A 26,657-nucleotide genomic window follows, 5' to 3' on the forward strand; every position below is an offset into this window, starting at 1 on the left:
TTATTGAAACGCTTCCGCGGTTCAATAACTTTCTTCTTTACTATTATTCCAAGCGACCAGTGATGATGAAAATTGAATATTTTTATCAATCCACCGTTCAAATTCGTCATTTAACCAAATTAAACCGGCGAAACCCACCACCTAAAGTGACGTTAGAAATGGGGAATTTCCCAATTAACATGCAGGGCTTTTGTACTTTTTCAACCTTTAAACAAGCGATGAGTAAGGCAACGCAATAACCTTTATCTGATTGAAAGTATGCATAAATTTATGCTAAATTTTGTATGCTTTCAATCTAAAGACGGTTAAATAGATTGCGCTTGTGTGGAGCAAAAGCAGGTTGCCGGGTGTTATCCTATTAGCAAAACGTTTTTTTATTAATAATGAATTGATCGCTACCTGTGATTTTTTCAACAATCAGATCATTAAAGTTATCGATAGTTAGCTGGGCATGATGATTAATCAAATTAGACATATTGACACCAATCACCTGACAATTAGCCTTATTTGCTGACTCAATGCCCGCAGCGGAATCTTCAAAAACAATACACGAACTGGCGGCTAAATTTAACAGTTTTGCGCCTTGCAAATAGCCGTCTGGAGCTGGTTTGGTGTTAGCCACCATTTCGCCGGTGATAAATACCGACGGTTTAGCAACCTGTAGCAAACTAAATCTTGCTTCAGCCACAATTTTAGTGCCGGAAGTGACAATCCCCCAAGGGATATTCATTGATGATAATAGCTGCAGAAAATCGCTTGCGCCCGGTATTTCATCAATCCCTTGTACATCATTTGACTCTAATTGCTCCATCCAATGATATTCTTGCTCAATCAAACTAGTGGGCTGATCAGGTAAAAACAGCTTAATATTATCGATAGCTTTACGCCCATGAATGGTTGTTAATACCTTAGTGGCATCTAAATGATGCCGCTGAGCAAATTTCAACCAGCAGCGCTCAACTGCTGGTAGAGAGTTAACCAAAGTACCATCTAAATCAAACAAAATACCTTTAGCTTTCATATTATAGTTTACCTGCACTTCCACAAATACGAATTTTATCTTCCACAATTTTCGCCATTGCCAGTTTAGCCGGTTGCATGTAGTGCCTTGGATCGTTAGCATCCGGTTGAGCTTGAAAGTATTGTTTCAACGCATCTGAAAAAGCAATTTTTAATTCAGTTGCCACATTCACTTTACAGATACCTAATGAAATCGATTTTTTCACCATTGCTTCAGGTATTCCTGAAGCGCCATGCAACACCAGAGGAATCGCAACTTTATCGCGTATTTTGGCTAATCGATCAAAATCCAATTTAGGCTCACCTTTATACATACCATGAGCCGATCCAATTGCCACCGCTAAAGAATCGATGCCTGTTCGCTCGACATATTCCCTTGCCGCATCCGGATCAGTAAAGGCGCTGTCTTTATCATCCACAACAAGATCGTCTTCTTGTCCACCCAGACGCCCTAATTCAGCTTCAACACTGGCATTAAATTTATGACTAAATTCGACCATTTTACGCACAATGTCAATATTTTCTTCAAAGGGATGATGTGAAGCATCGATCATAACCGAGCGAATACCGCCGGCAATTTTGGCTTGAATATCATCGACATCTTCATGGTGATCAAGATGCAAAGCAAACGGGAAATGTTTAATTTGGGCCGCTGTTTTACAAATGTTGATTAAATACTCTGTTCCGGCATAACGATAAGTGCCGGGGGTCGCGGCTAATATAACCGGAGACTGCAACTGTTTTGCGGTATCAACCACAACTTGAATTGTTTCAAGGTTGTGAATATTAAATGCCGGAACAGCATAATTTTCACGTTGCGCTTTTTTTAACATCTCTTGACTTGAAATAAGATACATAATAACTCCTTAATTAATATTTAATAAATTTGGTTAACAATAACTTGTTGGAAATAATCATCATAATTGTGCATATTCACAAAGCCGGTTTGCGATTCCATGGCATTTAACATGCCCATCGTCATCGCCCTTTTGAGCATGGTTTCTATCGATTCGTTTTCATGAATGCTTACTGCAAGACCCGCTAACGTCACATCGCCAGACCCAACCGGATTGACAACATCAATTTTAGGAATTGAAACTTGATAATATTGCTGATGACAACGAGCAAAAGCTCCATTTTTACCCAGTGAAATGATGATAAAAGGGATTGCATTCAGCAGTGGATGATCAACCGCCTTAATCAACGAAGCAGTATCATTAACATCAATATCCATCTGAATTATTTGTTGTAATTCATCTTTATTCGGCTTAATTAAGTAAGGTTTATGTTCAGAGACCAACGTAGCTAATAACATTTTGCCGGAGGAATCTAGTAAAACAGGAATGCCTTTTTTATTGGCGATTTGAATTAATGTGGCATAAAAATCAACCGAGAAACCTTGTGGTAGAGATCCTGAAATGGTCATTACCTTGGCTTTATCCACTAACTTTTGATAGTGCGCTAAAAAGGCATCCACCTCTTTTTGTTCGAGTGTTGGCCCAGATTCTAGAATTTCGGTTTGATTACCTTCATGTAATATCGCAATACAATTACGTGATTCATGTTTAGTAACATAAAAATGGTAATGGATATTGTCACTATCTAACTGTTTTTGAATATACTGGCCGGTTGTACCGCCAACAATACCTGAGGCTAACACATTGATGCCCGAAAATTTCACACCTCGTGTGACATTTAGCCCTTTACCACCGGCGGTTTTTTTAACATTTGTAACACGATTAATGTCATTAATATGGAGTGTATTGAGTGGATAAGAGATATCCACAGAAGGATTCATGGTAATTGTTAATATCATATTCTCGCCTACATATTGATTGCAAAATCATATCGTTGGGAGAAATAACAAGCTTAAACAATTAAATTAGTTTAATAATATTAATCAACATAATAGCCAACAACAATCCATTGTCATTATTACGTTAACTATATAAAATCAACTATTTAGCTAAAAAATCTTTTAAGCTTTATTCAAAAAGATACACAATCACCAGTCAAAATTTAAACAGCTATAAAATCAATGCCTTTTTCTTCAAATTGTTGTTTATAACTGTTATCGACATCAGTATCGGTAATAATGGTACTTAGTTTATTAAGTGGTAATACGATATTAATGCCATTTCGTCCAAATTTTGATGAATCTAAAACTGCAATAACCTGCCTTGCCGCATTAGCCATCACACTACTGATAGTGTAGCCTTCGTTAAACGTTGTTATTCCTCTTTTTGCATCTATTCCATCTGCACCAACAAACAAAATATCAGCAGAAATGCCGTCTAACGATTGCTCCGCAATTTTTCCATGAAAAGAACGAGTCTTATGCCTCAGCGTACCACCACACATAAATAACATAATGTCACTGTTATCCGACAAAATAAATGCAGAAGTAAGGCTGTTGGTAATGACAGTGATATGCTTGAGTTTTACTAACTCTTCAGCTATCAACATTGTAGTACTACCACTATCTAAAATAATGGTATCACCCTCTTTGACATGTTTAACTGCTTCAATTGCAATACGTTTTTTAGCCTCTATAAAACGCTGATAACGTTCTTCTAATTGCAATTCTTTAAATGATTTTAAATCGCCTTTACTCATGATTTTGGTTGCCCCGCCATGGAATCGAGTCAAAACACCTTGTTTTTCCAGCAAACGAAGATCTGTTCTGATTGTCACTTCCGAAACATCATATTGTCCTGATAAATCACTAACCAAAACAGTTCCTTTCGCATTAATAAGTTCGACTATTTGTTGACGTCTTTCACTTGCATTCATAATATTTCCTTTTTCGAAAATTCTTCAGCAGTGTATAACAAACAAAATCAAAAGATAAGCGCTCATTTTTAATAGCTGATCTAAATCAGATAATTAAATGCAATTTAATAAAATTTTACCGTTCATTGGATGACCGTTTAATGCACTAACTTGTTGAGTAAATTCATTAAAATCACCCACCCCTGCAATTAGCTCATCTAACCTGATTTTACCGTCAACAAAAAACTGACTAACGAGTTGCCACTCTTTGCCAGGCCATGGTGCAGAGTAATTCATCCAGCTTCCTAAGATCTCAAGCTCTTTTCGTAAAATCATCCCGAATGTTTTTTCTGAAAGAGTCACATCATGATGCAATGTGCCAATCAAACCGACTTTGGCTCTAGCGCCAGCTATTTCAATGGCTAAGCTTACTGTCGCTGGTGTGCCGGCGGTTTCTAATACCACCTGATCAAATCGATGTGGCATCAGTGCTTCATAGATCGCCGAAGCTGTCATATTTTTAGAGTGATAAACCGCATCAGCACCTAGCTTTTTAGCCAGATCTAAACGCTCTTGATTAATATCTAATACCGCAACAAATTTAGCTCCCATCGCTTTGGCGCACTGCATAGCAAGCAAACCAATGGTACCGCCACCAACAATCACCACATTCTTATTTTGACAACCGTCAGCCAATAACAGTGCATGCATCCCAACAGTCATTGGCTCAAAAAATGCCCCTTCGATAGGGCTTACACTTTTCGGTAACTTAAAGGCGTTTCTCTTATTTATGACGATATACTGTGCCAATCCGCCAGTAATTCTTGAGCCAACGAAGGTGTAATGTTTACAAAGTGAATAGTAATGTTTTTGACACTCATCACATTTAAAACAAGGCAATAAAGGTACACAAGAGATCAGATCACCAATCTCAAACTCTGTCACATCGCTGCCCATTTCGACAACCGTGCCACTAAATTCATGGCCAAGTGTGATTGGGTAAAAATGTGCACCATGATGAAAAATGCGTGGAATATCAGAACCACATAACCCGCAATACGCCACTTTCACCAGAATTTGATCTGGTGAAGTGATTTTGGGCATCTCAATATCTTCTACAGATAAAGTCCCCTCATCATTAACAACGACTGCTTTCATATTATTTTCCTATGTTAATAATCAAATAGGTTGCTGTTCTAACGTCCACTGGTTTAACAGTGAACGTTACTTAATGGATTTAAAAAATGGCTTTTTTATTGCTCATTTACGCTATTTGCACCTTCTACATGTTGCTGTTTTAATAACAATTTGTATTTTTGAGCACGTTGCCAGGTCAAAAATAGGCAAAACAGGTAAAAGAGACCAATGCAGGCAAACCCGATCGGTTGTTTTAAATTAACCAGTTGAACTAAGATATAAGTAATTGGCGAACCACCTTGATCCATCGCACCAACCGAGATGCCATTACCAGCAGTAATAGTACCGGCATTGACGGCAAGCTGAGTGGTTAGTGGCACCATTTGCGTTGCAATCCATAAGGTAATAGCAATAATGATTGAACCGGAAATAATAATCCTAAACAGATTGCCTTGATGAATCGCCACACCCATTGCGATAAAAAAGCCGATAGTTGCTAAGTCACCAAAAGGAAGAACTTCATTACCGGGCAGCACAATGGCAATAAAAATACTTAACGGGATAAAAATTAAGCTGGCAGAAACAACAGTTGAATGACCTAACAATAGTGCCGGATCTAAACCGATAAGGAAGTCTTGCCCACCAAATTTTGATTGAAGATGTTTACGTGCTTGTTTAGATATTGGGGTTAAACCGTCCATGATAGGTTTAATTACTCTTGGCATTAATAGCATTACCGCTGCGGTTTGAATCGCAAGTTGCAAGGTCTGTTTAACCCCATAACCGGCTAATACGCCTAATAAAATCCCCATAAATAGACCAACTGTGACTGGCTCGCCAAATGCGCCAAATCTTTTTTGCATATCTACCGCATTGAAATTAATCTTTCTAATGCCAGGTATTTTTTCAATCACCGCATCGACAAATACCGCTATCGGTCCACAATAGGCCGAAGTACCATGTGGCACGGCAATGCCGTCAAGTTCAAAAAAATCTTTGGTATCTTTAGCAAACCAATCCCCCAATTTATAAGCAATAATTGCATGTACAACCACGCCAGCAATACCTAGCCAGTAAGAGCCGGTTGCAATATAAACCAGCGCCCCGCTGAAGGTCATATGCCAAATGTTCCAAATATCAACATTAACAACACGGGTTAATCTTAAAAGTAACATGGCAATGTTTACTGCAATGGCAATGGGAATGGCAACCAGCGCAATTTGCGATGCCCACGTCATAGGGGCTGCGCCAGGCCAACCAACATCGACAACATTCAAACTGATATCAAATCTTTCTGCCATAGCTTGAGCTGCCGGCCCAACTGAGCTGGTTAATAAGCCAACCACCAAACCAATACCGACAAAGCCAATCCCAATATGAATCCCAGCTTTTAATGCATCACCAATTTTCATTCTTAGCGAAAGTGAAAACAGAATAATCACAATGGGTAGCATTACAGACGGTCCCAAATCTAAGATGTACTGCATAATTTCAGTAAACATAGGTTCATCCTTTTAAAATAGACAATATTTTTGCTTTTAACTGCTCAATTCCAACGCCAGACACAAAAGGCATACCATGCACAATCGGAATATCGCCAAATGTTTGATCCATTTTTGCCGTCGTACAGATCAGGTCGACATCATCAATAAAGGTATTAATTTCATTAATACGACACTGCACTAAATCGTGCTCAATATTATTTTCATTACATAGCTCTTTTATTTCTTCTGCTGCTAAAGTTGACGTCGCAACGGCGCCACCACATGCAACAATAATCTTTTTTTTCATAATGCCTCCTAAACAACTTATTGATTAAATATCACTTCATTAAAACGTTCGACCACTTCGTTTTGCGAACGACTTAATAAAAAGTGATAAAATTCTTTATTTTGTAAATGGGTAAAAAGTGCTTTCAACAGTGATAGTTGATCAGCTGGTGAAGTCACTACCAATGAAATAATCAATGAAACATCAACGGTGCCATCGTCATCTGCACGTTGAAACGAAACCGGAGATTGGGTGCGAAGAATAAAAATCGCAGGACTGTTAGCATGTTCAGCTTCACAATGTGGAATAGCCACCGCATAGCCATCGAGCAAAATACCGGTTGGATATAATGCTTCCCGATCAAGTAAAGCTTTCAAATGGCTCTGTTTGACAATCCCTTTTTTTTGTAACTGTTGACTTAAATAAGTCAGTAAGGCTAACTCATTGTCAAATTTAAGATTGTCTTCGAAAAGAAGCTGACATTTATTCATATTTACTCTCCATTTTTTATCTTTTTAATGTTACGTTTTAAATTATAACTTTCGAAAACAAAAACAATATCGAAAGATTAAATACTTTCGAAATAAAAAACAAATAAGATTTTATATTTTTGTGATCGAAATCTATTTTTTAAAATAAACTTGAGATCCCAAATCGTGATAAAGACCTTTACCCAAAACAAAGTATGATCCAGATCACAAAATCAACTTTTTTGAATTGCAATAATGGATTAAAATGTCAAAATGTTACCCGTAACAGGTTATTTTGGAGAATAACGTAATGACACAACAAAGGAAAAATGTTTTCGTATTCATGGGTGTATCAGGTAGCGGTAAATCGGTTGTTGCAAAACAAATAGCCGATAACCTAAATGCCGCTTTTCTAGATGGTGACTTTTTACATCCCAAAGCCAATATATTGAAAATGCGCAGCGGTACCCCGCTAAATGATAACGACAGGATGCCTTGGTTAAACTTAATTAGTAATGCTGCATTTGCAATGAGTAATGTCAATGATATTTCGATTATTATCTGCTCAGCATTAAAAGAAAAATATCGAGACATTATTCGTGGAGAAAATGAAAATGTGCACTTTATTTATTTAAAAGGAAGTTTTGATGTTATCTCCCAACGTTTAGCTAAACGCCAAGGACATTATCAAAAAACAGGAATGCTACAGTCGCAATTTGACGCATTAGAAGAACCAACAGCCAATGAAAAAGATGTTTATGCTATCAATATTGAACAACCACTAAATGGTGTTATTGAAGATAGCATGAAGGTTATTAATTCGATATGTCATTGTGAATAAATTTATAAAAGTTCAGAAATTATAATAAATATAATCTAAGAGGTTAATGTGAATTCCACTATTTTAGCTGTAACTCAGCGCATTATTAATCGCTCTAAAGCAACACGTGAAGCTTATCTGCAAAAAATAGAACATGCTATGTTAAAGAAAGTTACCCGAGCAAGTTTGCCTTGTAGTAACTTAGCTCATGGCTTTGCCGCTTGTTGCCTCGATGAGAAAAATGATCTTAAAAATATATTAAAAAGTAATATCGGTATTATCAGTTCTTATAACGATATGTTATCAGCACATAAACCTTATGAATTTTATCCAGAACAAATTCGAAAAGTGCTACATGAAGTCGGCGCTGTTGGCCAAATGGCTGGAGGGGTACCGGCTATGTGTGATGGTGTAACCCAAGGCGAACCGGGTATGGAAATTTCGCTAATGAGTCGAGATGTAATTGCAATGTCTGTTGCCGTTGGGTTATCACATAATATGTTTGATGGCGCACTGTATCTAGGAGTCTGCGATAAAATTTTACCAGGATTATTTATTGGGGCCCTATCTTTTGGGCATTTACCCGCTATCTTTGTTCCTTCTGGACCGATGCCTTCAGGTTTACCAAATAAAGAGAAAGTTCGCATTCGTCAACTTTATTCAGAAGGAAAAGCTTCTCGCGAAGATTTATTAGAATCTGAATCAGCCTCATACCATACCAGTGGAACTTGTACGTTTTATGGCACGGCAAATAGTAACCAAATGGTCATTGAGTTAATGGGATTACATTTACCTGGAGCCGCTTTTGTTCACCCTGAAACAACATTACGCAATGAACTAACCAATGCCGCTGCAAGACAGATCACTCGTTTAACTAACCAATCAGGAAACTATATGCCCGTTGGTAAAATGGTGGATGAAAAAGTAATTGTTAATGGTTTAGTTGCGCTTTTAGCCACAGGTGGCTCAACCAATTTGACTATGCACATTGTCGCCATGGCTAAAGCGGCGGGTATTGTTATTAATTGGGACGATATTTCAGACTTATCAACAGTTGTTCCGTTATTGAGCCGAATATACCCTAATGGGCCGGCCGACATTAACTACTTCCAAGCAGCAGGTGGAACTTCATTATTGGTCCGAGAACTATTATCCGGTGGTTTGTTACATGAAGATGTTGAAACTGTAGTTGGCCATGGACTGAGCCGTTACACGAAAGAGCCAATTTTAGAAAACGGTAAACTCATCTTCCGCGAAGGTCCTAAAGAATCTTTAGATGAAAATGTGATTGCTTCAATAAAAAAACCTTTCAACTCTCATGGTGGCTTAAAAGTGATGTCTGGCAATTTAGGGAGAGCGATAATGAAAACGTCTGCTGTTACCGATGAGCACCAAATTATCGAAGCACCTGCAGTAGTCTTTAATAGTCAGTATGATTTAGATGCAGAATACAAAGCCGGCAACCTCAATAAGGACTGTGTTGTAGTTGTTCGTTATCAAGGCCCAAAAGCTATCGGTATGCCAGAGCTACATAAATTAATAACACCATTGGGTGTTTTGCAAGATCGCGGCTATAAAGTTGCGTTATTAACTGATGGACGGCTATCTGGCGCATCAGGCAAAGTACCGGCAGCTATTCATGTTACACCTGAAGCCTATGCAGGTGGATTATTAAGCAAAGTTGAACAAGGTGATATGATCCGAGTCAATGGTCAAACCGGTGAAATAACACTATTAGTTGATGAAGCTGAACTCGCAAAACGCAGTCCAGCACCAATCGATTTAACCGATTCCCATAAAGGTTTTGGTCGAGAACTTTATACAGTTGTTAGAGAAAATTTATCTTCAGCTGAAGAAGGTGCTGTTAGTTTTTAATCAAACTTATCTGTCGCAAAATGCGGCAGATATCGTAAAAATCCCCCTAAAAACCCCGTTCCTCAACTTTTTTTTATCTATTGCTTAGTCTATTTTTTTACAAAATTATCAACCAACAAATTAACCACATCTTTCATTTTGCCACTCAATGATGCCTTTACACTATAAAGCGCCATTCCCATTACTTGTGAAGTATGAATTTCAGGCGGCATAACTAATTCATATTCGTTTGTCTTAACATCTAATAATGCAGGTCCAGGGTGAGCTAAAAATGATTGCACTGCGGCTTCAAGCAAATCTGAACTATCGACACGAATAGCAAATAATCCCATCGCTTCAGCTACTTTAGCAAAATCAGGATTTTTTAAATCAGTATAGTGATCGACAAGCCCTTCTGATTTTTGTTCCAATTCAACAAAGTTAAGTGAGCTATTATTAAGTACAACAACTTTGATTGGCAGGTTTTCTTGAATTGTGGTTAACAAATCGCCTAACAACATACTAATACCACCATCTCCTGATAAGGTAATGACTTGACGATTAGGAAAAGCTTTTTGTACACCTAATGCTTGTGGCATCGCATTGGCCATAGTGCCATGTTTTAAACTAATAACTGTCCGTCTTTTACCATTGGTTGAAAAATGACGGCAAGCCCAAACCATAGCAGAACCAACATCTGCACATAGTACGGCATCATCATTGGCATATTTATCAATCAATTCGGTTAAATATTGAGGGTGAATAACCGTTTTTGATGGTATCGCTTTCTTACCTAATTTATCAATTGCTTTAGTGTGTAATTCACGACATTTATCTAAAAATGCACTGTCTGCTTTTTCATTAACTAATGGCAATAAAGCGGCTAGGGTTGGTTTACTTGCACCTACAACACCAATATCTACACTATGGCGATGACCTAGATGAGTTGCATCGATATCTACCTGAATAATTGTTGCGTCATCTGGATAAAATTGTGACCACGCAAAATCAACACCAAACATCAAAAGCACATCACACTCTTTTATCGCCGTTGCGCCAGACTCCATACCAAACATCCCTGTCATACCAACGTTATACGGATTATCATATTCGACGAAATCTTTAGCTCTTGAAGTATGAACAATTGGTGACTTTAATTTTTTTGCTAACGCAACTAATTCATCATGAGCTTCTGATACTCCATGACCTGCAAATATTGCCACTTTACTGTTTTTATTTAGAATTTCGGAGATTTGTGCTAGCTCTTCATCAGATGGCCGAATTACTGGTTTCGGGTGAAAAATTTTATGTCCACTATTATCTTCAACTTTGACTAAACTTATATTATAAGGAATAACTATAACAGCAACACCTCGTTGATTTATTGCCGCTTGTACAGCTGCTGTAGTAATTCGTCGCGCTTGTGTTGGATCCGAAATTTGCTGACAAAAGACAGAACAGTTTTTATAAATAGATTCAAAATCAACCTCTTGCGGAAAATCAGTTCCTTGTTGAGAGGTAACTAACTGGCTAGCCAGTAAAACCAATGGTACTTTATTGCGTTGTGCTTCATAAATACCATTTATAAAATGTAGGCTTCCTGGTCCACAAGAACCAGCACAAGCGGTTATTTGATCGGTAAGATAAGCTTCAGCTCCTGCAGCAAAAGCACCCACTTCTTCATGACGAACATGTACCCATTCAATATCACTTTTTTTGATAGCAGACGTAATTTGATTTAAGGTATCTCCAACAATACCATAACAATGTTTAACCCCCGCTTGAGATAACACTTCAATAATAATTTCCGCAACAGACTTTTTTGATGACATATTGACTCCTAAATATGGTTTTAAAATTAAACGCATCAAGTTGACTAAATTACACCTAAGTTTTATGAATGCGAAGAGCTTAAAAATAAAACAGCAAAAAATGTTAAAAATGTCATTTTAACCATAGTTGATACTTAAGAATCTTTACTTCAAGATATTCCCTATTACAATAAATCAAGGTATTATGTCAAAAATATAATCAACTTCATGAGCTACCTTTTGTGGAACATTCGTCATCTGGACATAGTTTTTTATCATCAATGCCTGCTCTTTTACCTAATTATATAATCGAATATTACCCACTCATTACTGTTTGTTTGTTACTTTTTATTGCGATTTTATTGTTTTCATTCAGTAAATTAAGAATGGATATTATTGCGTTATTGACGATAACTGCAATTACCGTCACGGGTGTATTAACTCCGGCTGAAGCGCTTGCGGGATTTAGCGATCCCAATATTATCCTCATTGCACTGTTATTCGTAATCGGTGAAAGTTTAGTAAGAACGGGTATCTCTTACAAAATGAGTGAATATATCTTAAAAGCAGCAGGTAAAAATGATATTCGAATTATTACCTTTATTATGTTAGGTGTAGCTTTACTGGGTTCGGTTATGAGCTCAACTGGTGTAGTTGCAATCTTTATTCCTGTTGCTATCAGTATTGCTAACCATACAGGTATCCATGTAAAAAAATTGATGATGCCACTGTGTATTGCAGCATTAATTAGTGGCATGATGACTCTTGTCGCAACAGCTCCAAACCTTGTAGTAAATAGTGAACTTAGCCGAGCTGCATTAACCGAGTTTGGCTTCTTTTCAATTACGCCAATAGGCCTTGGCGTATTAGTTGTTGGTGTGATTTATTGTTTATTAACACGCAATTGGTTACTTACAGCGGACCAAGTCACCGCTAACAATAGTTTACCTCAAAGACGTAAAATTACCGATTTAATTAGAGATTATAAATTAATTGGCCGAGCTCACCGCGCGCAAATTCTTGCTGGTTCTCCTTTTGTTGGGCGAACCATTGATGGATTACATTTACGTACTGAGCATGGTGTAAATGTAATTGGTATTGAACGTTGGCGAAAATTCCAAAAAGTGCTCATCCCTGTAAATGGTAGTACTGAATTTAGAGAAAACGATATTCTTTTATTGGACATGTCTCATTCCGAAGCTGACTATCGCACATTTCTAACCACTAACAATCTTGAACCAAAAGTATTACGTGGTGAATATTTTTCAGAACAAGTCAAAGAAGTCGGTATGGCTGAAGTTGCATTGCTGCCTGAGTCATCATTGTGTGGAAAGACCCTTAATGAAATTGATTTTAGGGAAAAATATTTTCTTACCGTTATTGGAATCTGGCGAAACCATGCGCCAGTTGAAACCAATAACCTATTCCAAGAACGACTAGAAATGAGCGATACACTTTTGGTATGCGGAGACTGGGGATCTATACAAAAACTACAAACTCGGACTAGTGATTTTGTGGTACTTGATTACCCATCAGACATTGATGATGTTGCACCAGCAAGCTCTCAGGCTTTTATCGCACTATTTAATCTAGCGGTAATGATTATTTTAATGGTGACAGGTATTGTCCCAAATGTTGTTGCTGCACTGATTGCTTGTTTATTAATGGGTGCCACCCGCTGTATTGATATGGCAAATGCTTATAAATCAATTCATTGGCCAACATTAATTCTAATTATCGGTATGATGCCTTTCGCGGTAGCGTTAAATAAGACGGGAGGGATTTCGCTCATATCACAATGGCTTGAAATCCACTTACGTTCATTTGGCCCTTACATGGTGTTAACTTTTATCTTTTTATTATGCTCAACGGTAGGATTGTTTATTTCTAATACCGCAACCGCGATTTTAATTGCACCAATTGCGATTGATTTAGCAATAAAATTTGGATATTCACCCTATCCATTTGCTATGACCGTTGCTATTGCGACATCTGCATCGTTTATTACACCTGTTTCATCGCCTGTAAAAACAATGGTTGTTGCACCTGGTGGATATAGCTTTAGTGATTTTGTTAAAGTTGGTGTGCCGTTAACCTTCTTGGTTATGTTAGTTGATATAGCGTTGGTACCAATATTTTTTCCATTTTAAGTAAAATAAAAACATAATTAATTGGTTAAATATAAGGTTACTAAGTTGTTTGTGGATTTTTACTATTATTTTATCCACAAACTTTTCACCAGCTATTATGAGATTTCGCTATGATTCAAGGTCAATTAACGCTATAACCACCTTTACTCGGTATACATATGATATCCATTATGAGTACAGTGATGTGATTAAGGATTATTAGGTCAATTTAAAGTATAATATCTGTCATATTTTGATTATGGATATATTACACATGTCACACACAACAAATCCCCTAAAGATTATTTTTGCTGGTACGCCTGATTTTGCCGCTACCCATTTAAAAGCATTAATTGATGCTAAACATAATGTCATTGCAGTTTTTACTCAGCCCGATCGCCCTGCTGGACGTGGCAATAAGTTAACTGCAAGTCCGGTTAAACAATTAGCAATCGAAAATCATCTTCCTGTTTATCAACCAGCTACACTCAAAACTGAAGAAAATCAAAAAATCATTGCTGAGCTCAATGCCGACATTATGATTGTGGTGGCTTATGGTCTTATTTTACCGCAAGCTGTGCTTGATATGCCTAAACTAGGTTGTTTAAATGTGCATGGTTCATTATTACCAAGATGGCGAGGCGCAGCTCCTATTCAACGCGCTTGTTGGGCTGGTGATACTTTAACCGGTATCACAATTATGCAAATGGATGCAGGGCTTGATACGGGTGATATGTTATATAAACTCACCTGTCCAATTGAACCTTCTGATACCAGTGCAACGTTATATAACAAATTGGCGCAATTAGGTCCACAAGGACTACTTGATACCTTAACACTAATTACCGAAGGAAAAATCCAACCTGAAAAACAAGATCCATCACAGGTCACTTATGCTGAAAAATTATCTAAACAAGAAGCTAAACTTGATTGGAACCTATCGGCACAGCAACTTGAACGTTGCATTCGCGCCTTTAATCCTTGGCCTGTTAGTTATTTTGACGTTAATGGCGAACCAGTAAAGGTATGGCAAGCAGAAATGATAAAAACATCCCACAATCGACCTGTTGGCACTATTTTACAAGCAGATAAAAAAGGAATATGTATTGCAACAAGTGATGGCGCATTAAATATGACACTTTTACAACCTGCTGGTAAAAAACCAATGTCTGCTCAAGATCTATTGAACTCTCGCAAAGCATGGTTTGAAGTAGGTAAGATACTGGGGAAATAGTTAAAAAGATATTACAGGATAAATTCCTGTAATATTATCGTTTTTTGGCTAACAGCGTCGCAAAGCGGAGCTTTATTCGGTTGCCATGGATATCCGTTTTATGCAGTTCGCCAACATCTTCATTGTATTTTAGGATGTCCCAATTTTGATAATAATTAAGTAACTCATTCTCTTTAAACGTAAACGAAAATCCTACAGTGCAAGGAAAATCATCAGTTGACATAGCGCAAACAATTAAATTATAACCACCTGTTTTAGTTATGTTTTGCATATTATGAATGATATCGGGAATTCTATCTGGTTGTAAAAACATCATTACAACAGTTGAAATAATTAAATCGTAGTTACCTTTTAAATTAGCCTGATTAATATCATAAATAGATGCATTGATATGCGATAAATGATCGTTTGCAATAATTTCTTGTAAATTACTAATACTCATTTCTGACTTATCAACGGCATCAACATCAAAACCAAGTAGCTGTAGATAGAGTGAATTACGGCCTGAACCACAACCTAAATCTAGAGCTTTTCCGGCCTGAATGATTTGACAGACTTCCAACACGTCAGAATGGGTTTTAGTCATCTGATATTTTTTCTGGCTATAATCCTCAGGTTGACAATAAAAAGCCAACTGGCACTGCAAATCATCTGAAACTTGAGCTATTCGATGCCATTGCTGAGGCTCAATAAATGGAGGCTGATGCTGAACATCAAAAACATATTGAGAAACGATATCGCCTTGCTCGGTTAACATATCAAAATTGATATGACCTTTTATGATGTTTAATTTTGCCCAAGTACCTAGTTGTGTATTATGTTTTTCACGGAACAAATCGGGTAAAGTTTTTGCATCCCAAACAGGTAACGTTTTATAGCAAACTAAATCTTTATCTTTCATCATGAAGTACCAACAATGTCATCTAATAGTTGAGTATTATAGTCAAGTATTAATTAAATAAACAACTTATTTTTTAGAAATAAAATGACGATTAAATAAGGAAAAATAAATTTATAGTAGCGAAGTTAACTATATCAACATATAATCATCAGCATTCTAGAATATATAGTAAAAAATATTAGAGGAACAATTTATGGGATTTTTAACAGGTAAACGCATACTGGTTACCGGCGTTGCAAGTAATCGTTCTATTGCTTACGGTATTGCAAAAGCGATGCACCGTGAAGGCGCAGAATTAGCTTTTACTTATCAAAGCGAAAAATTAAAAGGCCGTGTTGAAGAGTTTGCTGCTGATTTTAATTCTAAAATCGTTTTACCTTGTGATGTTGCGCATGATGAAAGCATCACAACATTATTTACAGAGCTAGCTAAAACTTGGGATAAATTCGATGGTTTTGTTCATGCAATTGCCTTCGCTCCTGGTGATCAATTAGATGGTGATTATGTTAATGCGGTAACTCGTGAAGGTTTTGCCATCGCACATGATATTAGCTCTTATAGCTTTGTTGCTATGGCTAAAGCTTGTCGTTCAATGCTAAATCCTGACTCAGCATTAGTCACTCTTTCTTATTTAGGCGCTGAACGTGCAATTCCTAATTATAACGTTATGGGTCTTGCTAAAGCATCTTTAGAAGCAAATGTACGTTATATGGCAAATGCAATGGGACCTGAAGGTATTCGTGTAAATGCAATTTCTGCTGGCCCTATTCGTACTTTAGCTGCATCAGGAATTAAAGATTTCAAAAAGATGTTATCACATTGTGAATCAGTAACCCCTATTCGTCGTACAGTAACCATTGAAGACGTAGGTAATTCAGCTGCATTCTTATGTTCAAATTTATCGTCAGGTATTACAGGTGAAGTCATTCATGTTGATGGTGGCTTTAGCATCGCAGCGATGAATGAATTAGAACTTAAGTAATATAGTAGAATATTTTAATGAAAGGCTAATTGTAAAATTAGCCTTTTTTATTGCATAAAAGTAAATCTATCAATGATTAAGCTTTCTTAGATTTAATATGAATGCCTATTTTGCTAAGTAACGACACAAATAAACTGTTGTCTCGCTGACTTGCACATCAAATTGACTCTCTTTGGCGACATGAAAAATCTGCCCTGCTTCAAAAATTTGCCAATCAGTTGCAGTAGGTAATAAAACTTTGAGCGAACCAGTGATCACTGTCATTTCTTCTGGATTATTGGTACTAAAAACATATTCGCCAGGCATCATCACACCAACAGAGGCTTTACCCGTTGAGCCATTTTCAAAACCTATAGACTTCACTTTTCCATCAAAATAATCATTAATTTCTAACATAAAAACCCCTCTCCTCAACTTTTTTTATAAATTTTATTAAACTTATTATTATCAGCTTAATTGATTTCAATTAGCTATCCAACGATTATTTATTAGTTAAAAGTTATTTTTTAAACCAAAATCGCATCAATAACAAAGATAATATTAAAACTTCCTAAATTACAAAGAAAATAGCATACAGAAGCGTTTTTTTCCGTTAAAATTTAACATTATTTGCTCAGTAACAGTTTGTTGGAGAAAACATGAAAATAGCAAAAAATACAGTTGTAAGTTTAGCATATAAAGTTCGTACAAAAGATGGCGTGTTAGTTGATGAAGCTACAGCAGCTGCGCCACTTGAATATTTACAAGGTGCAGGAAACTTATTACAAGACCTTGAAAATGCGTTAGAAGGCCGTCAAGTTGGTGATAAATTTGATGTGGAATTAGTTAACCCTTATGGTGATTTTAACGATGCATTGGTACAAAATGTACCGCGTGATGTTTTTGTTGGAGTTGATGACCTCGAAGTTGGTATGCGTTTTTTTGCTGATACTGACCAAGGTTCTTTACCCGTTGAAATCACGGCTATTGATGGCGATACCGTTACTATTGATGGTAACCATATGTTAGCTGGCCAAGACTTAAATTTTAATGTTGAAGTGCTTGCTATTCGTGAAGCGACACCTGATGAGATATCTCATGGTCATATTCATGGTGCACACGATCATGGACATGGTGGCTGTGGTTGTGGTGGTCACGATGATCATGACGATGATGAAGAAAGCGGTTGTTGTGGCGGTGGAAACGGCAGTTGCGGATGTCACTAATATTTAAATAAAATAGAATTTTAAAAGCGCTGATTAGCGCTTTTTTTGTAAAATAGTCTCGATCTTTGCGAACCATTTCACAACTTTTCATCTGTTTCGTTATCAATTTATAAAAATTAATCAATAATCTCATTTTAAAAAAATGGGAATACCATAATTATGTCAACACAATGCAGACTTTTGATGCCACGAGAAAAATTATTACAATTTGGTGTTGAAGCGCTGTCAGATGCTGAATTACTTGCTCTTTTTTTACGTACGGGAACTCGTAATTTACCAGTATTAACGTTATCCCAAAAATTATTAAATGAATTCGGTTCCTTTTACCATTTAATGAATGCAAGTCATGATGAATTTTGTAAAAAAGAAGGTTTGGGAACAGCTAAATACACTCAATTGAAAGCGGTGGTTGAACTATCTCATCGTTATTTAAAAGTTAAAATGACCAAAGAAAATTATCTTACATCACCTACTTTAACTCATCATTATCTAGCTAATCGTTTAATGGATAAAGATCGTGAAATTTTTATGGTTATTTTTCTAGATAACCAGAATCACGTGATTAATTGTGAGGAGATGTTTGTAGGAACATACAACTGCGTTGAGGTTCATCCTAGAGAAGTCGCTAGAAAAGCCTTACAATACAATGCGGCAGCATTAATTTTAGCACATAACCATCCTTCAGGCTTAGCTGAACCAAGTCAAGCTGATCGTGCATTAACTAAAAAAATCGAACAAGTTTGTGAATTAATTGATGTCCGAGTTATCGATCATCTCGTCATTGGTAAAGGTGAATACGTCTCTTTTGCGGAACGAGGATGGATTTTATAATAACTTTTACTTACAATATAAAATTAAATAGCCATTAAGTAACAGACTATGAACCAACAATTGGAATTATTAGAAACAAAAGTTGCATTTCAAGAGATGACCATTGAAGAATTAAATCAAATGGTGGTTAATCTACAGTCCGATATCAGCAAACTTAAAGAACAATTAACGTTATTATCACAAAAATTACAAGCAACCCAAACATCGAACATAGCAAGTTTATCAGAAGAAACTCCGCCTCCACATTATTAACTTATAGCATTAAAATGTTTTGAAGAATTCCTACTAATTATGGACAAAATGGTGGCTATATCATTTGCCATCTCGTTTAAAATTGCTGGTACTTATATTAAACTTTGGTAGTTAAATCTATAATAATCAGCTAATAAAAAACCGGCTCATTAGCCGGTTTTAATTTTAAGCTTTAATTATTTATTCAGCTGCTGCTTCTGCTTCTACAGCAGGGCGATCAACTAATTCAATATAAGCCATTGGAGCATTATCTCCATCACGAAAACCACATTTTAAAATGCGTACATAACCGCCAGGACGGGTAGCAAAACGTGGGCCTAAATCTGAAAATAATTTTTTCACTGTATCTTTATCACGGATACGAGCAAAAGCCAAACGGCGATTAGCTACGCTATCGCTTTTGGCTAGCGTAATTAACGGTTCAACAACACGACGCAACTCTTTTGCTTTAGGCAATGTAGTTTTGATGATTTCATGTTCAACAAGTGAACTAGTCATGTTACGAAACATTGCTTGACGATGGCTGCTATTTCGGTTCAGTTGACGACCACTTTTACGATGGCGCATAACTTTATCCTTCTTATATAAATTTTATTTTAGTCTTCAACAATACTTGCTGGTGGCCAGTTCTCAAGACGCATGCCTAAAGACAAACCACGAGACGCGAGCACATCCTTAATTTCAGTAAGTGATTTCTTACCAAGATTAGGGGTTTTAAGTAACTCAACTTCGGTACGTTGTACTAAATCACCAATATAATGAACTGCTTCTGCTTTTAAGCAATTAGCAGACCGAACAGTTAATTCGAGATCATCTACTGGACGTAGAAGAATCGGATCAAATTCCGGTTTATCTTCTTTAACTTCAGGTTGACGTACATCACGTAAATCAACGAAAGCTTCAAGTTGTTCAGCCAAAATAGTTGAAGCACGACGAATAGCCTCTTCAGGATCAATCGTACCATTAGTTTCCATATCAATAACTAATTTATCTAAATCGGTACGTTGTTCCACACGAGCCGCATCGACAGAATAAGCGATACGCTCGACTGGGCTATAACATGCATCAACTAATAGACGACCAATCGGTCGCTCTTCATCTTCTGACTTAACGCGAGCAGAAGCAGGGACATAACCACGTCCTCGTTGTACACGAATACGCATACTAATTGAAGCATTGGCATCAGTAAGATGACAAATTACTAAATCAGGATTTACAATTTCAACATCACCATCGTGAGTGATATCCGATGCAGTTACCGCACCTACCCCTGATTTATTTAAAGTCAGCATAACATCATCTTTAGTATGTACACGTACTGCTAATTTTTTCAAATTAAGCAGAATATCAAGCACATCTTCTTGAACGCCTTCTTTAGTACTATACTCATGCAGAACACCGTCAATTTCAACTTCGGTCACTGCATATCCCGGCATAGATGATAATAAAATGCGGCGTAGTGCATTACCTAAAGTATGTCCAAAACCACGCTCAAGTGGCTCTAAAGTCACTTTTGCATGAGTTGGGCTGTATTGAACAACGTCAACTAGGTGAGGTTTTAAAAACTCTGTTACAGAACCCTGCATTATGTCCTCTCTTAAGTGCTAAACTTTACTTAGAGTAAAGTTCGACGATCAAATGTTCGTTGATGTCAGCAGATAAATCTGAACGTTCTGGTAAGCGTTTGAACACACCTTCCATTTTGCTAGCATCAACTTCTAACCATGTTGGTTTTTCACGTTGTTCAGCTAACTCTAAAGCGGCTTTAATACGTGCTTGTTTTTTAGATTTTTCACGAACACTAATCACATCTTCAGGTGAAACTTGATAAGATGCGATGTTAACAACGTGACCATTAACAAGAACAGCTTTATGACTAACTAATTGACGAGCTTCAGCACGAGTTGCACCGAATCCCATACGATAAACAACGTTATCTAAGCGACGTTCTAAAAGACCTAACAAGTTTTCACCTGTATTACCTTTAATACGTGCTGCATTTTTGTAGTAATTACGGAATTGACGTTCTAGAATTCCATAAATACGTCTAACTTTTTGTTTTTCGCGTAACTGAACACCATAATCTGATAAACGCGGTTTACGCGCACCATGTTGTCCAGGAGCTTGTTCTAACTTACATTTACTGTCAACCGCTCGGACGCCAGACTTAAGGAATAAATCTGTACCTTCACGACGACTTAATTTGAGCTTTGGTCCCAAATATCTTGCCATTTTTTTTCTCCAATAATCCTATAAACATTCAATGTTTAATAAAAAATTAAACACGACGTTTCTTTGGTGGACGACAACCGTTATGAGGAATCGGAGTAACATCAGTAATATTAGTGATGCGATAACCCGCTGCATTTAATGCACGAATTGTTGACTCACGACCAGGACCAGGTCCTTTTACCATAACTTCCAGATTCTTAATTCCGTAGTCTTTTACGGCTTCTGCACAACGCTCTGCTGCTACTTGAGCTGCGAACGGAGTTGACTTACGAGAGCCACGGAAACCAGAACCACCAGCGGTTGCCCAACCCAACGCATTACCTTGACGATCGGTAATTGTTACGATTGTATTGTTAAATGATGCATGAATATGAGCTATACCATCAGAAACTTGCTTTTTAACACGTTTACGTGTACGAACAGGTGTCTTTGCCATTTATTATCACCTCAATTATTTCTTGATTGGCTTACGCGGTCCCTTACGGGTACGAGCGTTAGTCTTAGTGCGTTGACCACGGACAGGAAGTCCACGACGATGACGCACACCACGATAACAACCAAGGTCTAATAAACGCTTGATACTCATAGTTACTTCACGACGTAAATCACCTTCAACAGTGAATTTAGCGACTTGTTCACGTAACTTTTCAATCTGATCTTCAGATAGTTCTCTGATCTTAACATGTTCAGGAATACCAGCTTCAGCACAAATTGTCTTAGCGCGGGTATTACCGATACCATAAATTGCTTGTAACGCAATAACAGTATGTTGTTGATCAGGAATGTTAATGCCTGCTATACGGGCCACTATGCACTCCTTTATTGTTAATGTTCAGCAAATCCACCATACTGAAAAGCCCGTTTTCAGGATACTCAAACGGCGGATCTACAAAAAAATTTTAGGCTGGCTATTCTAGCCAGCTTTACTATACTTTGGCAAGTAAAATATGCAAAAGTTCAATTTCGCAGTTAAATAATATTAACCTTGACGTTGTTTGTGTTTACCTTCAATGCAAATAACACGAACGATGCCATTGCGTTTGATGATTTTACAATTTCTGCATAATTTCTTGACTGAAGCACGAACTTTCATGTTTTTCTCCGTAACTTCTGGCTAACTTATCGGCCGTAGCCTTTAAGGTTCGCTTTCTTTAACACTGACTCATAACGATTTGGCATCATTAAAGTCTGTACTTGTGCCATAAAATCCATGATTACAACAACCACAATTAACAAAGATGTTCCACCAAATTGAACTGGAACTTTCATCGCACTTGTCATAAACATTGGTACCAAACATACAAAAGTAATGTAGATAGCGCCAATTAGCGTTAAACGTGTCATTACTTTATCAATATACTTCGATGTTTGTTCACCTGGACGGATACCTGGAATAAATGCACCAGATTTTTTTAACTGATCTGCTGTTTCTCTCGGATTGAAAACCAATGCGGTATAGAAGAAACAGAAGAAAATAATCGCAGCTGCAAAAAAGATTATGTATAACGGTTGATCATGAGAGAAATATTGCCCAATAAGAACAAAGATATATCTCCATCCTTCACCATTTCCTTGAAACCAAGAAGCCATCATTGATGGTAACATAATAATTGTTGAAGCAAATATTGCTGGAATTACACCTGCCATATTAATTTTAAGAGGTAAATGCGTACTTTGTGCGGCATACACACGACGACCTTGTTGTCTTTGAGCGTAATTAACAACAATACGTCGTTGACCACGTTCAACAAAAACGACAAAGTAAGTCACACCAACCACTAATGCAGCGATTACTAATAATAAAATCGGATGCAAATCACCAGAACGAGCTTGTTCAATTGTTTCATATATCGCATGAGGAAGACTTGCCACAATACCAGCAAAGATAATGATAGAAATACCATTACCTACACCGCGCTCTGTGATCTGTTCACCCAACCACATAAGAAACATAGTGCCAGTAACTAAGCTAACCGATGCAATAAAATAGAAAGAAAATCCTGGATTAATCACAACTTGACTATAACCAGGAATATTCGGTAAACCAGTCGCAATACCGACTGCTTGTACAATCGCTAAAGCTAGTGTGCCATAACGAGTATATTGGCTAATTTTCTTACGACCTGATTCACCTTCTTTCTTCAATTCAGCTAATTTAGGATTAATTGATGTCAATAACTGCACAATGATTGATGCAGAAATATAAGGCATTATCCCTAAAGCAAATATTGAAGCACGGCTTAAAGCACCACCAGAGAACATATTGAACATACCAACAATACCATTAGATGATGCTTGTAGTAAGTCCGATAACGCTTTAGTATCAACACCAGGAACCGGAACGTAAGAACCAAGACGGAAAACAATAAGCGCTAAAAGCACAAATAATAAACGTCTTTTAAGCTCACTACTACCGCCTCGTGTGCTTTGAAAATCTAATCCTGGTTGCTTTGCCATCTTTCTAATTATTCCTCAATTTTTCCGCCAGCAGCTTCAATTGCAGCTTTAGCACCTTTAGTTACTCGAATACCACGAACTGTTACTGGTTTAGAAATTTCACCAGATAACATGATTTTTGCATATTCGATTTGTGAATTAATCACATTAGCAACTTTTAAGCTATTTAGGTCAACAATATCACCTTCAACTTTCATTAAATCTGAAAGACGAACTTGTGCTGTTACCATAGCTTTACGTGAGGTAAAACCAAATTTTGGTAAACGACGATATAAAGGCATTTGACCACCTTCAAAGCCACGACGAACGCCGCCACCTGAACGAGATTTTTGACCTTTGATACCACGAGTACCAGTTTTACCAAGCCCTGAACCGATTCCACGGCCTACGCGCTTAGGTGCATGCTTTGAACCTTCAGCAGGAGATAAAGTATTTAAACGCATTACTATTACTCCTCAACTTTAACCATGTAATAAACTTGGTTTACCATACCGCGAATTGCAGGTGTATCTTCACGTTCAACAGTATGACCAATACGACGTAATCCTAAACCAACTAACGTTGCTTTATGCTTCGGTAGACGACCAATAGAACTACGAGTTTGTGTAATTTTAATTGTCTTTGCCATGGCTAATTACCCCAAAATTTCTTCGACGGTTTTACCACGCTTAGCAGCAACCATTTCTGGAGATTTCATATTTTCTAAGCCATCAATCGTTGCACGAACCACGTTAATTGGGTTTGTAGAACCATATGCTTTAGCTAGAACGTTACGAACACCAGCAACTTCTAATACAGCACGCATCGCACCACCGGCGATAATACCAGTACCTTCTGATGCTGGTTGCATATAAACACGAGAACCTGTGTGAGCACCTTTAACTGGATGCTGTAAAGTATCGTTGTTTAACGCAACATTGATCATATTGCGACGTGCTTTTTCCATTGCTTTTTGGATTGCTGCTGGCACTTCACGTGCTTTACCATATCCAAAACCTACGCGGCCATTACCGTCACCAACAACAGTTAGTGCAGAAAAACTAAAAATACGACCACCTTTTACGGTTTTAGAGACTCGGTTAACTGCGATTAATTTTTCCTGCAGTTCACCAGCTTGTTTTTCGATGTTTGACATCTTTAACTCCTACCTTAGAACTGTAGGCCAGCTTCGCGAGCAGCATCTGCTAGCGCCTGAACTCGACCATGATATTGGAAACCTGAACGATCAAAAGAAACTTCTTTGATATCTTTCGCTAATGCACGCTCTGCAATTGCTTTACCAACTGCTGCTGCGGCATCTTTGTTTCCAGTGTATTTTAAACTTTCACTGATAGCTTTTTCTAATGTAGAAGCGGCTGCCAGTACTTCTGATCCGTTTGGTGCGATAATCTGCGCATAAATATGACGCGGAGTACGGTGAACTACTAAGCGAGTTGCAAGTAGTTCATGCATCTTACGACGCGCTTTAGTTGCACGACGGATACGAGCTGATTTCTTATCCATAGTGTTACCTTACTTTTTCTTAGCTTCTTTAGTACGCACAACTTCATCTGCGTAACGAACACCTTTACCTTTATAAGGTTCAGGACGACGATAAGCACGGATATCTGCTGCCACTTGTCCGATTAACTGTTTATCAGCACTTTTTAGTACGATTTCAGTTTGAGAAGGACACTCAGCTGTTACACCTTTAGGTAATTGATGTTCAATTGGATGTGAATATCCAAGAGATAAACCAATTGCATTACCTTTAACTTGTGCACGATAACCGACACCAACTAGCTGAAGTTTTTTAGTAAAACCTTCAGTAACACCAATTACCATTGCATTAATCAATGCACGAGCTGTACCTGCTTGAGCCCAAGCATCAGCAAAGCCGTCACGAGGTGCAAATTTAATTTGACCTTCTTCTTGATTAATTACAACAGCATTATTTATTGTGCGAGATAACTCGCCATTTTTACCTTTAATCGTAATTACCTGACCATTGAGTTTTACCTCTACGCCAGCAGGAACAACGACAGGTGCTTTTGCAACACGAGACATTTTTTTCTCCCTTACGCTACGTAGCAGATAATTTCACCACCAAGACCAGCTTGGCGTGCTGCACGATCAGTCATAACACCTTTAGAAGTAGAAATAACTGCAATACCTAATCCAGCCATTACTTTTGGTAATTCATCTTTACGTTTATAAATACGTAAACCTGGACGGCTAACACGTTTAATACTTTCTACAACAGCCTTACCTTGGAAATATTTTAAAGTGATTTCCAATTCTGGTTTAGTGTCACCAACTACTTTATAGTCCCCGATATAACCTTCTTCTTTTAGCACATTGGCAATTGCCACTTTTAGCTTAGAGGAAGGCATGGTGACTGCAACTTTATTCGCAGCTTGACCGTTACGAATACGGGTCAACATATCTGCTATAGGATCTTGCATGCTCATCTATAACACTCCCCTGATTACCAACTTGCCTTTTTAAGACCAGGAATCTCACCACGCATGGCTGACTCACGAACCTTAATACGGCTTAAACCAAATTTACGAAGGACGCCATGAGGACGACCGGTTTGACGACAACGACGACGTTGACGTGATGGACTAGAATCACGAGGAAGCGTTTGCAATTTAAGCACTGCATTCCAACGATCTTCATCTGATGCATTAAGATCAGAGATAATCGCTTTTAATTCTTGACGCTTTGCAAAATATTTTTCTGCTAGCTTTACGCGTTTCTTATCGCGTTCAATCATTGATTGTTTAGCCATTATGCCC

The 26,657-nt window shown here is 37.5% G+C and carries 34 protein-coding genes; 9 read left to right on the top strand and 25 right to left on the bottom strand.

Going from position 1 to position 26,657, the window contains the following annotated elements; genetic code table 11:
- Nucleotides 1–62: 62 nt before the first annotated feature.
- Nucleotides 63–239, top strand: coding sequence for a hypothetical protein (locus J3U09_RS07450; protein ID WP_176713967.1), 177 nt, complete (start codon nucleotides 63–65; stop codon nucleotides 237–239).
- A 119-nt stretch (nucleotides 240–358) separates the two neighbouring features.
- On the opposite strand, the gene J3U09_RS07455 is transcribed toward J3U09_RS07450, so the two are convergent.
- The 8 genes from J3U09_RS07455 to gatA form a co-directional block, all read right to left on the bottom strand.
- Nucleotides 359–1,021 carry an HAD-IA family hydrolase gene (locus J3U09_RS07455; protein ID WP_267357705.1) on the bottom strand — a complete coding sequence of 221 codons (663 nt, stop codon included), beginning with the start codon at nucleotides 1,019–1,021 and terminating at the stop codon, nucleotides 359–361.
- A gap of 1 nt (nucleotide 1,022) precedes the next feature.
- Nucleotides 1,023–1,877 carry a tagatose bisphosphate family class II aldolase gene (locus tag J3U09_RS07460; protein ID WP_220225300.1) on the bottom strand — a complete coding sequence of 285 codons (855 nt, stop codon included), beginning with the start codon at nucleotides 1,875–1,877 and terminating at the stop codon, nucleotides 1,023–1,025.
- 20 nt (nucleotides 1,878–1,897) lie between these two features.
- Nucleotides 1,898–2,836 (bottom strand): tagatose-6-phosphate kinase, encoded by a 939-nt coding sequence (gene lacC, locus J3U09_RS07465; protein ID WP_267357706.1) that lies wholly within the window; start codon nucleotides 2,834–2,836, stop codon nucleotides 1,898–1,900.
- 203 nt (nucleotides 2,837–3,039) lie between these two features.
- Nucleotides 3,040–3,813 (bottom strand): DeoR/GlpR family DNA-binding transcription regulator, encoded by a 774-nt coding sequence (locus tag J3U09_RS07470; protein ID WP_065734965.1) that lies wholly within the window; start codon nucleotides 3,811–3,813, stop codon nucleotides 3,040–3,042.
- A gap of 93 nt (nucleotides 3,814–3,906) precedes the next feature.
- Nucleotides 3,907–4,950 carry an alcohol dehydrogenase catalytic domain-containing protein gene (locus J3U09_RS07475; RefSeq protein WP_065734966.1) on the bottom strand — a complete coding sequence of 348 codons (1,044 nt, stop codon included), beginning with the start codon at nucleotides 4,948–4,950 and terminating at the stop codon, nucleotides 3,907–3,909.
- A 95-nt stretch (nucleotides 4,951–5,045) separates the two neighbouring features.
- Nucleotides 5,046–6,431 (bottom strand): PTS galactitol transporter subunit IIC, encoded by a 1,386-nt coding sequence (locus J3U09_RS07480; RefSeq protein WP_267330556.1) that lies wholly within the window; start codon nucleotides 6,429–6,431, stop codon nucleotides 5,046–5,048.
- A 4-nt stretch (nucleotides 6,432–6,435) separates the two neighbouring features.
- Nucleotides 6,436–6,720, bottom strand: coding sequence for a PTS galactitol transporter subunit IIB (gatB, locus tag J3U09_RS07485; RefSeq protein WP_267357708.1), 285 nt, complete (start codon nucleotides 6,718–6,720; stop codon nucleotides 6,436–6,438).
- 17 nt (nucleotides 6,721–6,737) lie between these two features.
- Nucleotides 6,738–7,190 (bottom strand): PTS galactitol transporter subunit IIA, encoded by a 453-nt coding sequence (gatA, locus tag J3U09_RS07490; RefSeq protein ID WP_267357710.1) that lies wholly within the window; start codon nucleotides 7,188–7,190, stop codon nucleotides 6,738–6,740.
- A 289-nt stretch (nucleotides 7,191–7,479) separates the two neighbouring features.
- On the opposite strand from gatA, the gene J3U09_RS07495 reads away from it, so the two are divergent.
- Nucleotides 7,480–8,010, top strand: coding sequence for a gluconokinase, GntK/IdnK-type (locus J3U09_RS07495; protein WP_065562927.1), 531 nt, complete (start codon nucleotides 7,480–7,482; stop codon nucleotides 8,008–8,010).
- Between the two features lie 48 nt (nucleotides 8,011–8,058).
- On the top strand, nucleotides 8,059–9,864 hold the full coding sequence (gene edd, locus J3U09_RS07500; protein WP_065734970.1) for a phosphogluconate dehydratase: 1,806 nt from the start codon (nucleotides 8,059–8,061) through the stop codon (nucleotides 9,862–9,864).
- Between the two features lie 89 nt (nucleotides 9,865–9,953).
- Here the strand turns inward: edd and J3U09_RS07505 are convergent, their stop codons facing one another.
- The gene (locus J3U09_RS07505) at nucleotides 9,954–11,675 is read right to left on the bottom strand and encodes a thiamine pyrophosphate-dependent enzyme (protein ID WP_065562929.1); all 1,722 of its coding nucleotides are present in this window, start codon (nucleotides 11,673–11,675) and stop codon (nucleotides 9,954–9,956) included.
- A gap of 260 nt (nucleotides 11,676–11,935) precedes the next feature.
- On the opposite strand from J3U09_RS07505, the gene J3U09_RS07510 reads away from it, so the two are divergent.
- Together J3U09_RS07510 and fmt are read left to right on the top strand one after the other, a co-directional pair.
- Nucleotides 11,936–13,804, top strand: coding sequence for an SLC13 family permease (locus tag J3U09_RS07510; RefSeq protein ID WP_416380053.1), 1,869 nt, complete (start codon nucleotides 11,936–11,938; stop codon nucleotides 13,802–13,804).
- A 253-nt stretch (nucleotides 13,805–14,057) separates the two neighbouring features.
- On the top strand, nucleotides 14,058–15,017 hold the full coding sequence (gene fmt / locus J3U09_RS07515) for a methionyl-tRNA formyltransferase (RefSeq protein ID WP_267357713.1): 960 nt from the start codon (nucleotides 14,058–14,060) through the stop codon (nucleotides 15,015–15,017).
- Nucleotides 15,018–15,051: 34 nt separating this feature from the next.
- On the opposite strand, the gene tehB is transcribed toward fmt, so the two are convergent.
- Entirely contained in the window at nucleotides 15,052–15,921 is an 870-nt protein-coding gene (tehB, locus tag J3U09_RS07520) for an SAM-dependent methyltransferase TehB (RefSeq protein WP_267353583.1), read from the bottom strand.
- Nucleotides 15,922–16,111: 190 nt separating this feature from the next.
- On the opposite strand from tehB, the gene fabI reads away from it, so the two are divergent.
- The gene (gene fabI / locus J3U09_RS07525; protein ID WP_065562933.1) at nucleotides 16,112–16,900 is read left to right on the top strand and encodes an enoyl-ACP reductase FabI; all 789 of its coding nucleotides are present in this window, start codon (nucleotides 16,112–16,114) and stop codon (nucleotides 16,898–16,900) included.
- A gap of 105 nt (nucleotides 16,901–17,005) precedes the next feature.
- Here the strand turns inward: fabI and ppnP are convergent, their stop codons facing one another.
- Nucleotides 17,006–17,296 (bottom strand): pyrimidine/purine nucleoside phosphorylase, encoded by a 291-nt coding sequence (ppnP, locus tag J3U09_RS07530; protein ID WP_065562934.1) that lies wholly within the window; start codon nucleotides 17,294–17,296, stop codon nucleotides 17,006–17,008.
- Between the two features lie 242 nt (nucleotides 17,297–17,538).
- Here ppnP and slyD point away from each other — a divergent pair, with 242 nt between their 5' ends.
- The 3 genes from slyD to J3U09_RS07545 all read left to right on the top strand — a co-directional run bounded on the left by slyD (nucleotide 17,539) and on the right by J3U09_RS07545 (nucleotide 19,188).
- Nucleotides 17,539–18,105: a peptidylprolyl isomerase gene (gene slyD, locus J3U09_RS07535; RefSeq protein WP_267353581.1), complete on the top strand. Its 567-nt coding sequence runs from the start codon at nucleotides 17,539–17,541 to the stop codon at nucleotides 18,103–18,105.
- A gap of 159 nt (nucleotides 18,106–18,264) precedes the next feature.
- Nucleotides 18,265–18,936 (top strand): RadC family protein, encoded by a 672-nt coding sequence (gene radC, locus J3U09_RS07540; protein WP_065562936.1) that lies wholly within the window; start codon nucleotides 18,265–18,267, stop codon nucleotides 18,934–18,936.
- 48 nt (nucleotides 18,937–18,984) lie between these two features.
- Complete coding sequence (locus J3U09_RS07545; protein WP_065562937.1) at nucleotides 18,985–19,188, top strand: SlyX family protein; 204 nt, start codon at nucleotides 18,985–18,987, stop codon at nucleotides 19,186–19,188.
- A 180-nt stretch (nucleotides 19,189–19,368) separates the two neighbouring features.
- On the opposite strand, the gene rplQ is transcribed toward J3U09_RS07545, so the two are convergent.
- The 14 genes from rplQ to rpsN all read right to left on the bottom strand — a co-directional run bounded on the left by rplQ (nucleotide 19,369) and on the right by rpsN (nucleotide 26,650).
- Nucleotides 19,369–19,755, bottom strand: a complete 387-nt coding sequence (rplQ, locus tag J3U09_RS07550) for a 50S ribosomal protein L17 (protein ID WP_034884211.1) — start codon at nucleotides 19,753–19,755, stop codon at nucleotides 19,369–19,371.
- Between the two features lie 29 nt (nucleotides 19,756–19,784).
- Nucleotides 19,785–20,774 carry a DNA-directed RNA polymerase subunit alpha gene (locus J3U09_RS07555; protein WP_065562938.1) on the bottom strand — a complete coding sequence of 330 codons (990 nt, stop codon included), beginning with the start codon at nucleotides 20,772–20,774 and terminating at the stop codon, nucleotides 19,785–19,787.
- Nucleotides 20,775–20,799: 25 nt separating this feature from the next.
- Nucleotides 20,800–21,420 carry a 30S ribosomal protein S4 gene (gene rpsD, locus J3U09_RS07560; protein WP_065558591.1) on the bottom strand — a complete coding sequence of 207 codons (621 nt, stop codon included), beginning with the start codon at nucleotides 21,418–21,420 and terminating at the stop codon, nucleotides 20,800–20,802.
- 46 nt (nucleotides 21,421–21,466) lie between these two features.
- Nucleotides 21,467–21,856 (bottom strand): 30S ribosomal protein S11, encoded by a 390-nt coding sequence (rpsK, locus tag J3U09_RS07565; RefSeq protein ID WP_025314405.1) that lies wholly within the window; start codon nucleotides 21,854–21,856, stop codon nucleotides 21,467–21,469.
- 15 nt (nucleotides 21,857–21,871) lie between these two features.
- Nucleotides 21,872–22,228 carry a 30S ribosomal protein S13 gene (gene rpsM, locus J3U09_RS07570; RefSeq protein WP_034884217.1) on the bottom strand — a complete coding sequence of 119 codons (357 nt, stop codon included), beginning with the start codon at nucleotides 22,226–22,228 and terminating at the stop codon, nucleotides 21,872–21,874.
- Nucleotides 22,229–22,399: 171 nt separating this feature from the next.
- Complete coding sequence (gene rpmJ, locus J3U09_RS07575; protein ID WP_034884218.1) at nucleotides 22,400–22,513, bottom strand: 50S ribosomal protein L36; 114 nt, start codon at nucleotides 22,511–22,513, stop codon at nucleotides 22,400–22,402.
- Between the two features lie 26 nt (nucleotides 22,514–22,539).
- Complete coding sequence (gene secY / locus J3U09_RS07580; protein WP_065562939.1) at nucleotides 22,540–23,877, bottom strand: preprotein translocase subunit SecY; 1,338 nt, start codon at nucleotides 23,875–23,877, stop codon at nucleotides 22,540–22,542.
- 8 nt (nucleotides 23,878–23,885) lie between these two features.
- A complete protein-coding gene (rplO, locus tag J3U09_RS07585; protein ID WP_065562940.1) occupies nucleotides 23,886–24,320 on the bottom strand; it encodes a 50S ribosomal protein L15 in 435 nt (144 codons plus the stop codon).
- A 5-nt stretch (nucleotides 24,321–24,325) separates the two neighbouring features.
- Nucleotides 24,326–24,505, bottom strand: coding sequence for a 50S ribosomal protein L30 (gene rpmD, locus J3U09_RS07590; protein WP_025314400.1), 180 nt, complete (start codon nucleotides 24,503–24,505; stop codon nucleotides 24,326–24,328).
- A gap of 6 nt (nucleotides 24,506–24,511) precedes the next feature.
- The gene (gene rpsE, locus J3U09_RS07595) at nucleotides 24,512–25,012 is read right to left on the bottom strand and encodes a 30S ribosomal protein S5 (protein ID WP_025314399.1); all 501 of its coding nucleotides are present in this window, start codon (nucleotides 25,010–25,012) and stop codon (nucleotides 24,512–24,514) included.
- Between the two features lie 14 nt (nucleotides 25,013–25,026).
- Complete coding sequence (gene rplR / locus J3U09_RS07600) at nucleotides 25,027–25,380, bottom strand: 50S ribosomal protein L18 (protein WP_025314398.1); 354 nt, start codon at nucleotides 25,378–25,380, stop codon at nucleotides 25,027–25,029.
- Between the two features lie 9 nt (nucleotides 25,381–25,389).
- Nucleotides 25,390–25,923, bottom strand: a complete 534-nt coding sequence (rplF, locus tag J3U09_RS07605; RefSeq protein ID WP_065562941.1) for a 50S ribosomal protein L6 — start codon at nucleotides 25,921–25,923, stop codon at nucleotides 25,390–25,392.
- A gap of 11 nt (nucleotides 25,924–25,934) precedes the next feature.
- The gene (gene rpsH / locus J3U09_RS07610) at nucleotides 25,935–26,327 is read right to left on the bottom strand and encodes a 30S ribosomal protein S8 (protein WP_034884228.1); all 393 of its coding nucleotides are present in this window, start codon (nucleotides 26,325–26,327) and stop codon (nucleotides 25,935–25,937) included.
- 17 nt (nucleotides 26,328–26,344) lie between these two features.
- The gene (gene rpsN / locus J3U09_RS07615) at nucleotides 26,345–26,650 is read right to left on the bottom strand and encodes a 30S ribosomal protein S14 (RefSeq protein WP_025314395.1); all 306 of its coding nucleotides are present in this window, start codon (nucleotides 26,648–26,650) and stop codon (nucleotides 26,345–26,347) included.
- Nucleotides 26,651–26,657: the final 7 nt, after the last annotated feature.

Origin of the sequence: Gilliamella sp. B2889 (assembly GCF_026536885.1) — a bacterium.
GTDB lineage: Bacteria > Pseudomonadota > Gammaproteobacteria > Enterobacterales > Orbaceae > Gilliamella > Gilliamella apicola_E.

What these genes read in the sequence shown, in the direction of transcription:
- J3U09_RS07450 (WP_176713967.1), top strand. Translation starts at nt 63, where the DNA reads ATGATGAAAATTGAATATTTTTATCAATCCACCGTTCAAATTCGTCAT.
- J3U09_RS07455 (WP_267357705.1), bottom strand. Translation starts at nt 1,021, where the DNA reads ATGAAAGCTAAAGGTATTTTGTTTGATTTAGATGGTACTTTGGTTAAC.
- J3U09_RS07460 (WP_220225300.1), bottom strand. Translation starts at nt 1,877, where the DNA reads ATGTATCTTATTTCAAGTCAAGAGATGTTAAAAAAAGCGCAACGTGAA.
- lacC (WP_267357706.1), bottom strand. Translation starts at nt 2,836, where the DNA reads ATGATATTAACAATTACCATGAATCCTTCTGTGGATATCTCTTATCCA.
- J3U09_RS07470 (WP_065734965.1), bottom strand. Translation starts at nt 3,813, where the DNA reads ATGAATGCAAGTGAAAGACGTCAACAAATAGTCGAACTTATTAATGCG.
- J3U09_RS07475 (WP_065734966.1), bottom strand. Translation starts at nt 4,950, where the DNA reads ATGAAAGCAGTCGTTGTTAATGATGAGGGGACTTTATCTGTAGAAGAT.
- J3U09_RS07480 (WP_267330556.1), bottom strand. Translation starts at nt 6,431, where the DNA reads ATGTTTACTGAAATTATGCAGTACATCTTAGATTTGGGACCGTCTGTA.
- gatB (WP_267357708.1), bottom strand. Translation starts at nt 6,720, where the DNA reads ATGAAAAAAAAGATTATTGTTGCATGTGGTGGCGCCGTTGCGACGTCA.
- gatA (WP_267357710.1), bottom strand. Translation starts at nt 7,190, where the DNA reads ATGAATAAATGTCAGCTTCTTTTCGAAGACAATCTTAAATTTGACAAT.
- J3U09_RS07495 (WP_065562927.1), top strand. Translation starts at nt 7,480, where the DNA reads ATGACACAACAAAGGAAAAATGTTTTCGTATTCATGGGTGTATCAGGT.
- J3U09_RS07505 (WP_065562929.1), bottom strand. Translation starts at nt 11,675, where the DNA reads ATGTCATCAAAAAAGTCTGTTGCGGAAATTATTATTGAAGTGTTATCT.
- J3U09_RS07510 (WP_416380053.1), top strand. Translation starts at nt 11,936, where the DNA reads ATGCCTGCTCTTTTACCTAATTATATAATCGAATATTACCCACTCATT.
- fmt (WP_267357713.1), top strand. Translation starts at nt 14,058, where the DNA reads ATGTCACACACAACAAATCCCCTAAAGATTATTTTTGCTGGTACGCCT.
- tehB (WP_267353583.1), bottom strand. Translation starts at nt 15,921, where the DNA reads ATGATGAAAGATAAAGATTTAGTTTGCTATAAAACGTTACCTGTTTGG.
- fabI (WP_065562933.1), top strand. Translation starts at nt 16,112, where the DNA reads ATGGGATTTTTAACAGGTAAACGCATACTGGTTACCGGCGTTGCAAGT.
- ppnP (WP_065562934.1), bottom strand. Translation starts at nt 17,296, where the DNA reads ATGTTAGAAATTAATGATTATTTTGATGGAAAAGTGAAGTCTATAGGT.
- slyD (WP_267353581.1), top strand. Translation starts at nt 17,539, where the DNA reads ATGAAAATAGCAAAAAATACAGTTGTAAGTTTAGCATATAAAGTTCGT.
- radC (WP_065562936.1), top strand. Translation starts at nt 18,265, where the DNA reads ATGTCAACACAATGCAGACTTTTGATGCCACGAGAAAAATTATTACAA.
- J3U09_RS07545 (WP_065562937.1), top strand. Translation starts at nt 18,985, where the DNA reads ATGAACCAACAATTGGAATTATTAGAAACAAAAGTTGCATTTCAAGAG.
- rplQ (WP_034884211.1), bottom strand. Translation starts at nt 19,755, where the DNA reads ATGCGCCATCGTAAAAGTGGTCGTCAACTGAACCGAAATAGCAGCCAT.
- J3U09_RS07555 (WP_065562938.1), bottom strand. Translation starts at nt 20,774, where the DNA reads ATGCAGGGTTCTGTAACAGAGTTTTTAAAACCTCACCTAGTTGACGTT.
- rpsD (WP_065558591.1), bottom strand. Translation starts at nt 21,420, where the DNA reads ATGGCAAGATATTTGGGACCAAAGCTCAAATTAAGTCGTCGTGAAGGT.
- rpsK (WP_025314405.1), bottom strand. Translation starts at nt 21,856, where the DNA reads ATGGCAAAGACACCTGTTCGTACACGTAAACGTGTTAAAAAGCAAGTT.
- rpmJ (WP_034884218.1), bottom strand. Translation starts at nt 22,513, where the DNA reads ATGAAAGTTCGTGCTTCAGTCAAGAAATTATGCAGAAATTGTAAAATC.
- secY (WP_065562939.1), bottom strand. Translation starts at nt 23,877, where the DNA reads ATGGCAAAGCAACCAGGATTAGATTTTCAAAGCACACGAGGCGGTAGT.
- rplO (WP_065562940.1), bottom strand. Translation starts at nt 24,320, where the DNA reads ATGCGTTTAAATACTTTATCTCCTGCTGAAGGTTCAAAGCATGCACCT.
- rpmD (WP_025314400.1), bottom strand. Translation starts at nt 24,505, where the DNA reads ATGGCAAAGACAATTAAAATTACACAAACTCGTAGTTCTATTGGTCGT.
- rpsE (WP_025314399.1), bottom strand. Translation starts at nt 25,012, where the DNA reads ATGTCAAACATCGAAAAACAAGCTGGTGAACTGCAGGAAAAATTAATC.
- rplR (WP_025314398.1), bottom strand. Translation starts at nt 25,380, where the DNA reads ATGGATAAGAAATCAGCTCGTATCCGTCGTGCAACTAAAGCGCGTCGT.
- rplF (WP_065562941.1), bottom strand. Translation starts at nt 25,923, where the DNA reads ATGTCTCGTGTTGCAAAAGCACCTGTCGTTGTTCCTGCTGGCGTAGAG.
- rpsH (WP_034884228.1), bottom strand. Translation starts at nt 26,327, where the DNA reads ATGAGCATGCAAGATCCTATAGCAGATATGTTGACCCGTATTCGTAAC.
- rpsN (WP_025314395.1), bottom strand. Translation starts at nt 26,650, where the DNA reads ATGGCTAAACAATCAATGATTGAACGCGATAAGAAACGCGTAAAGCTA.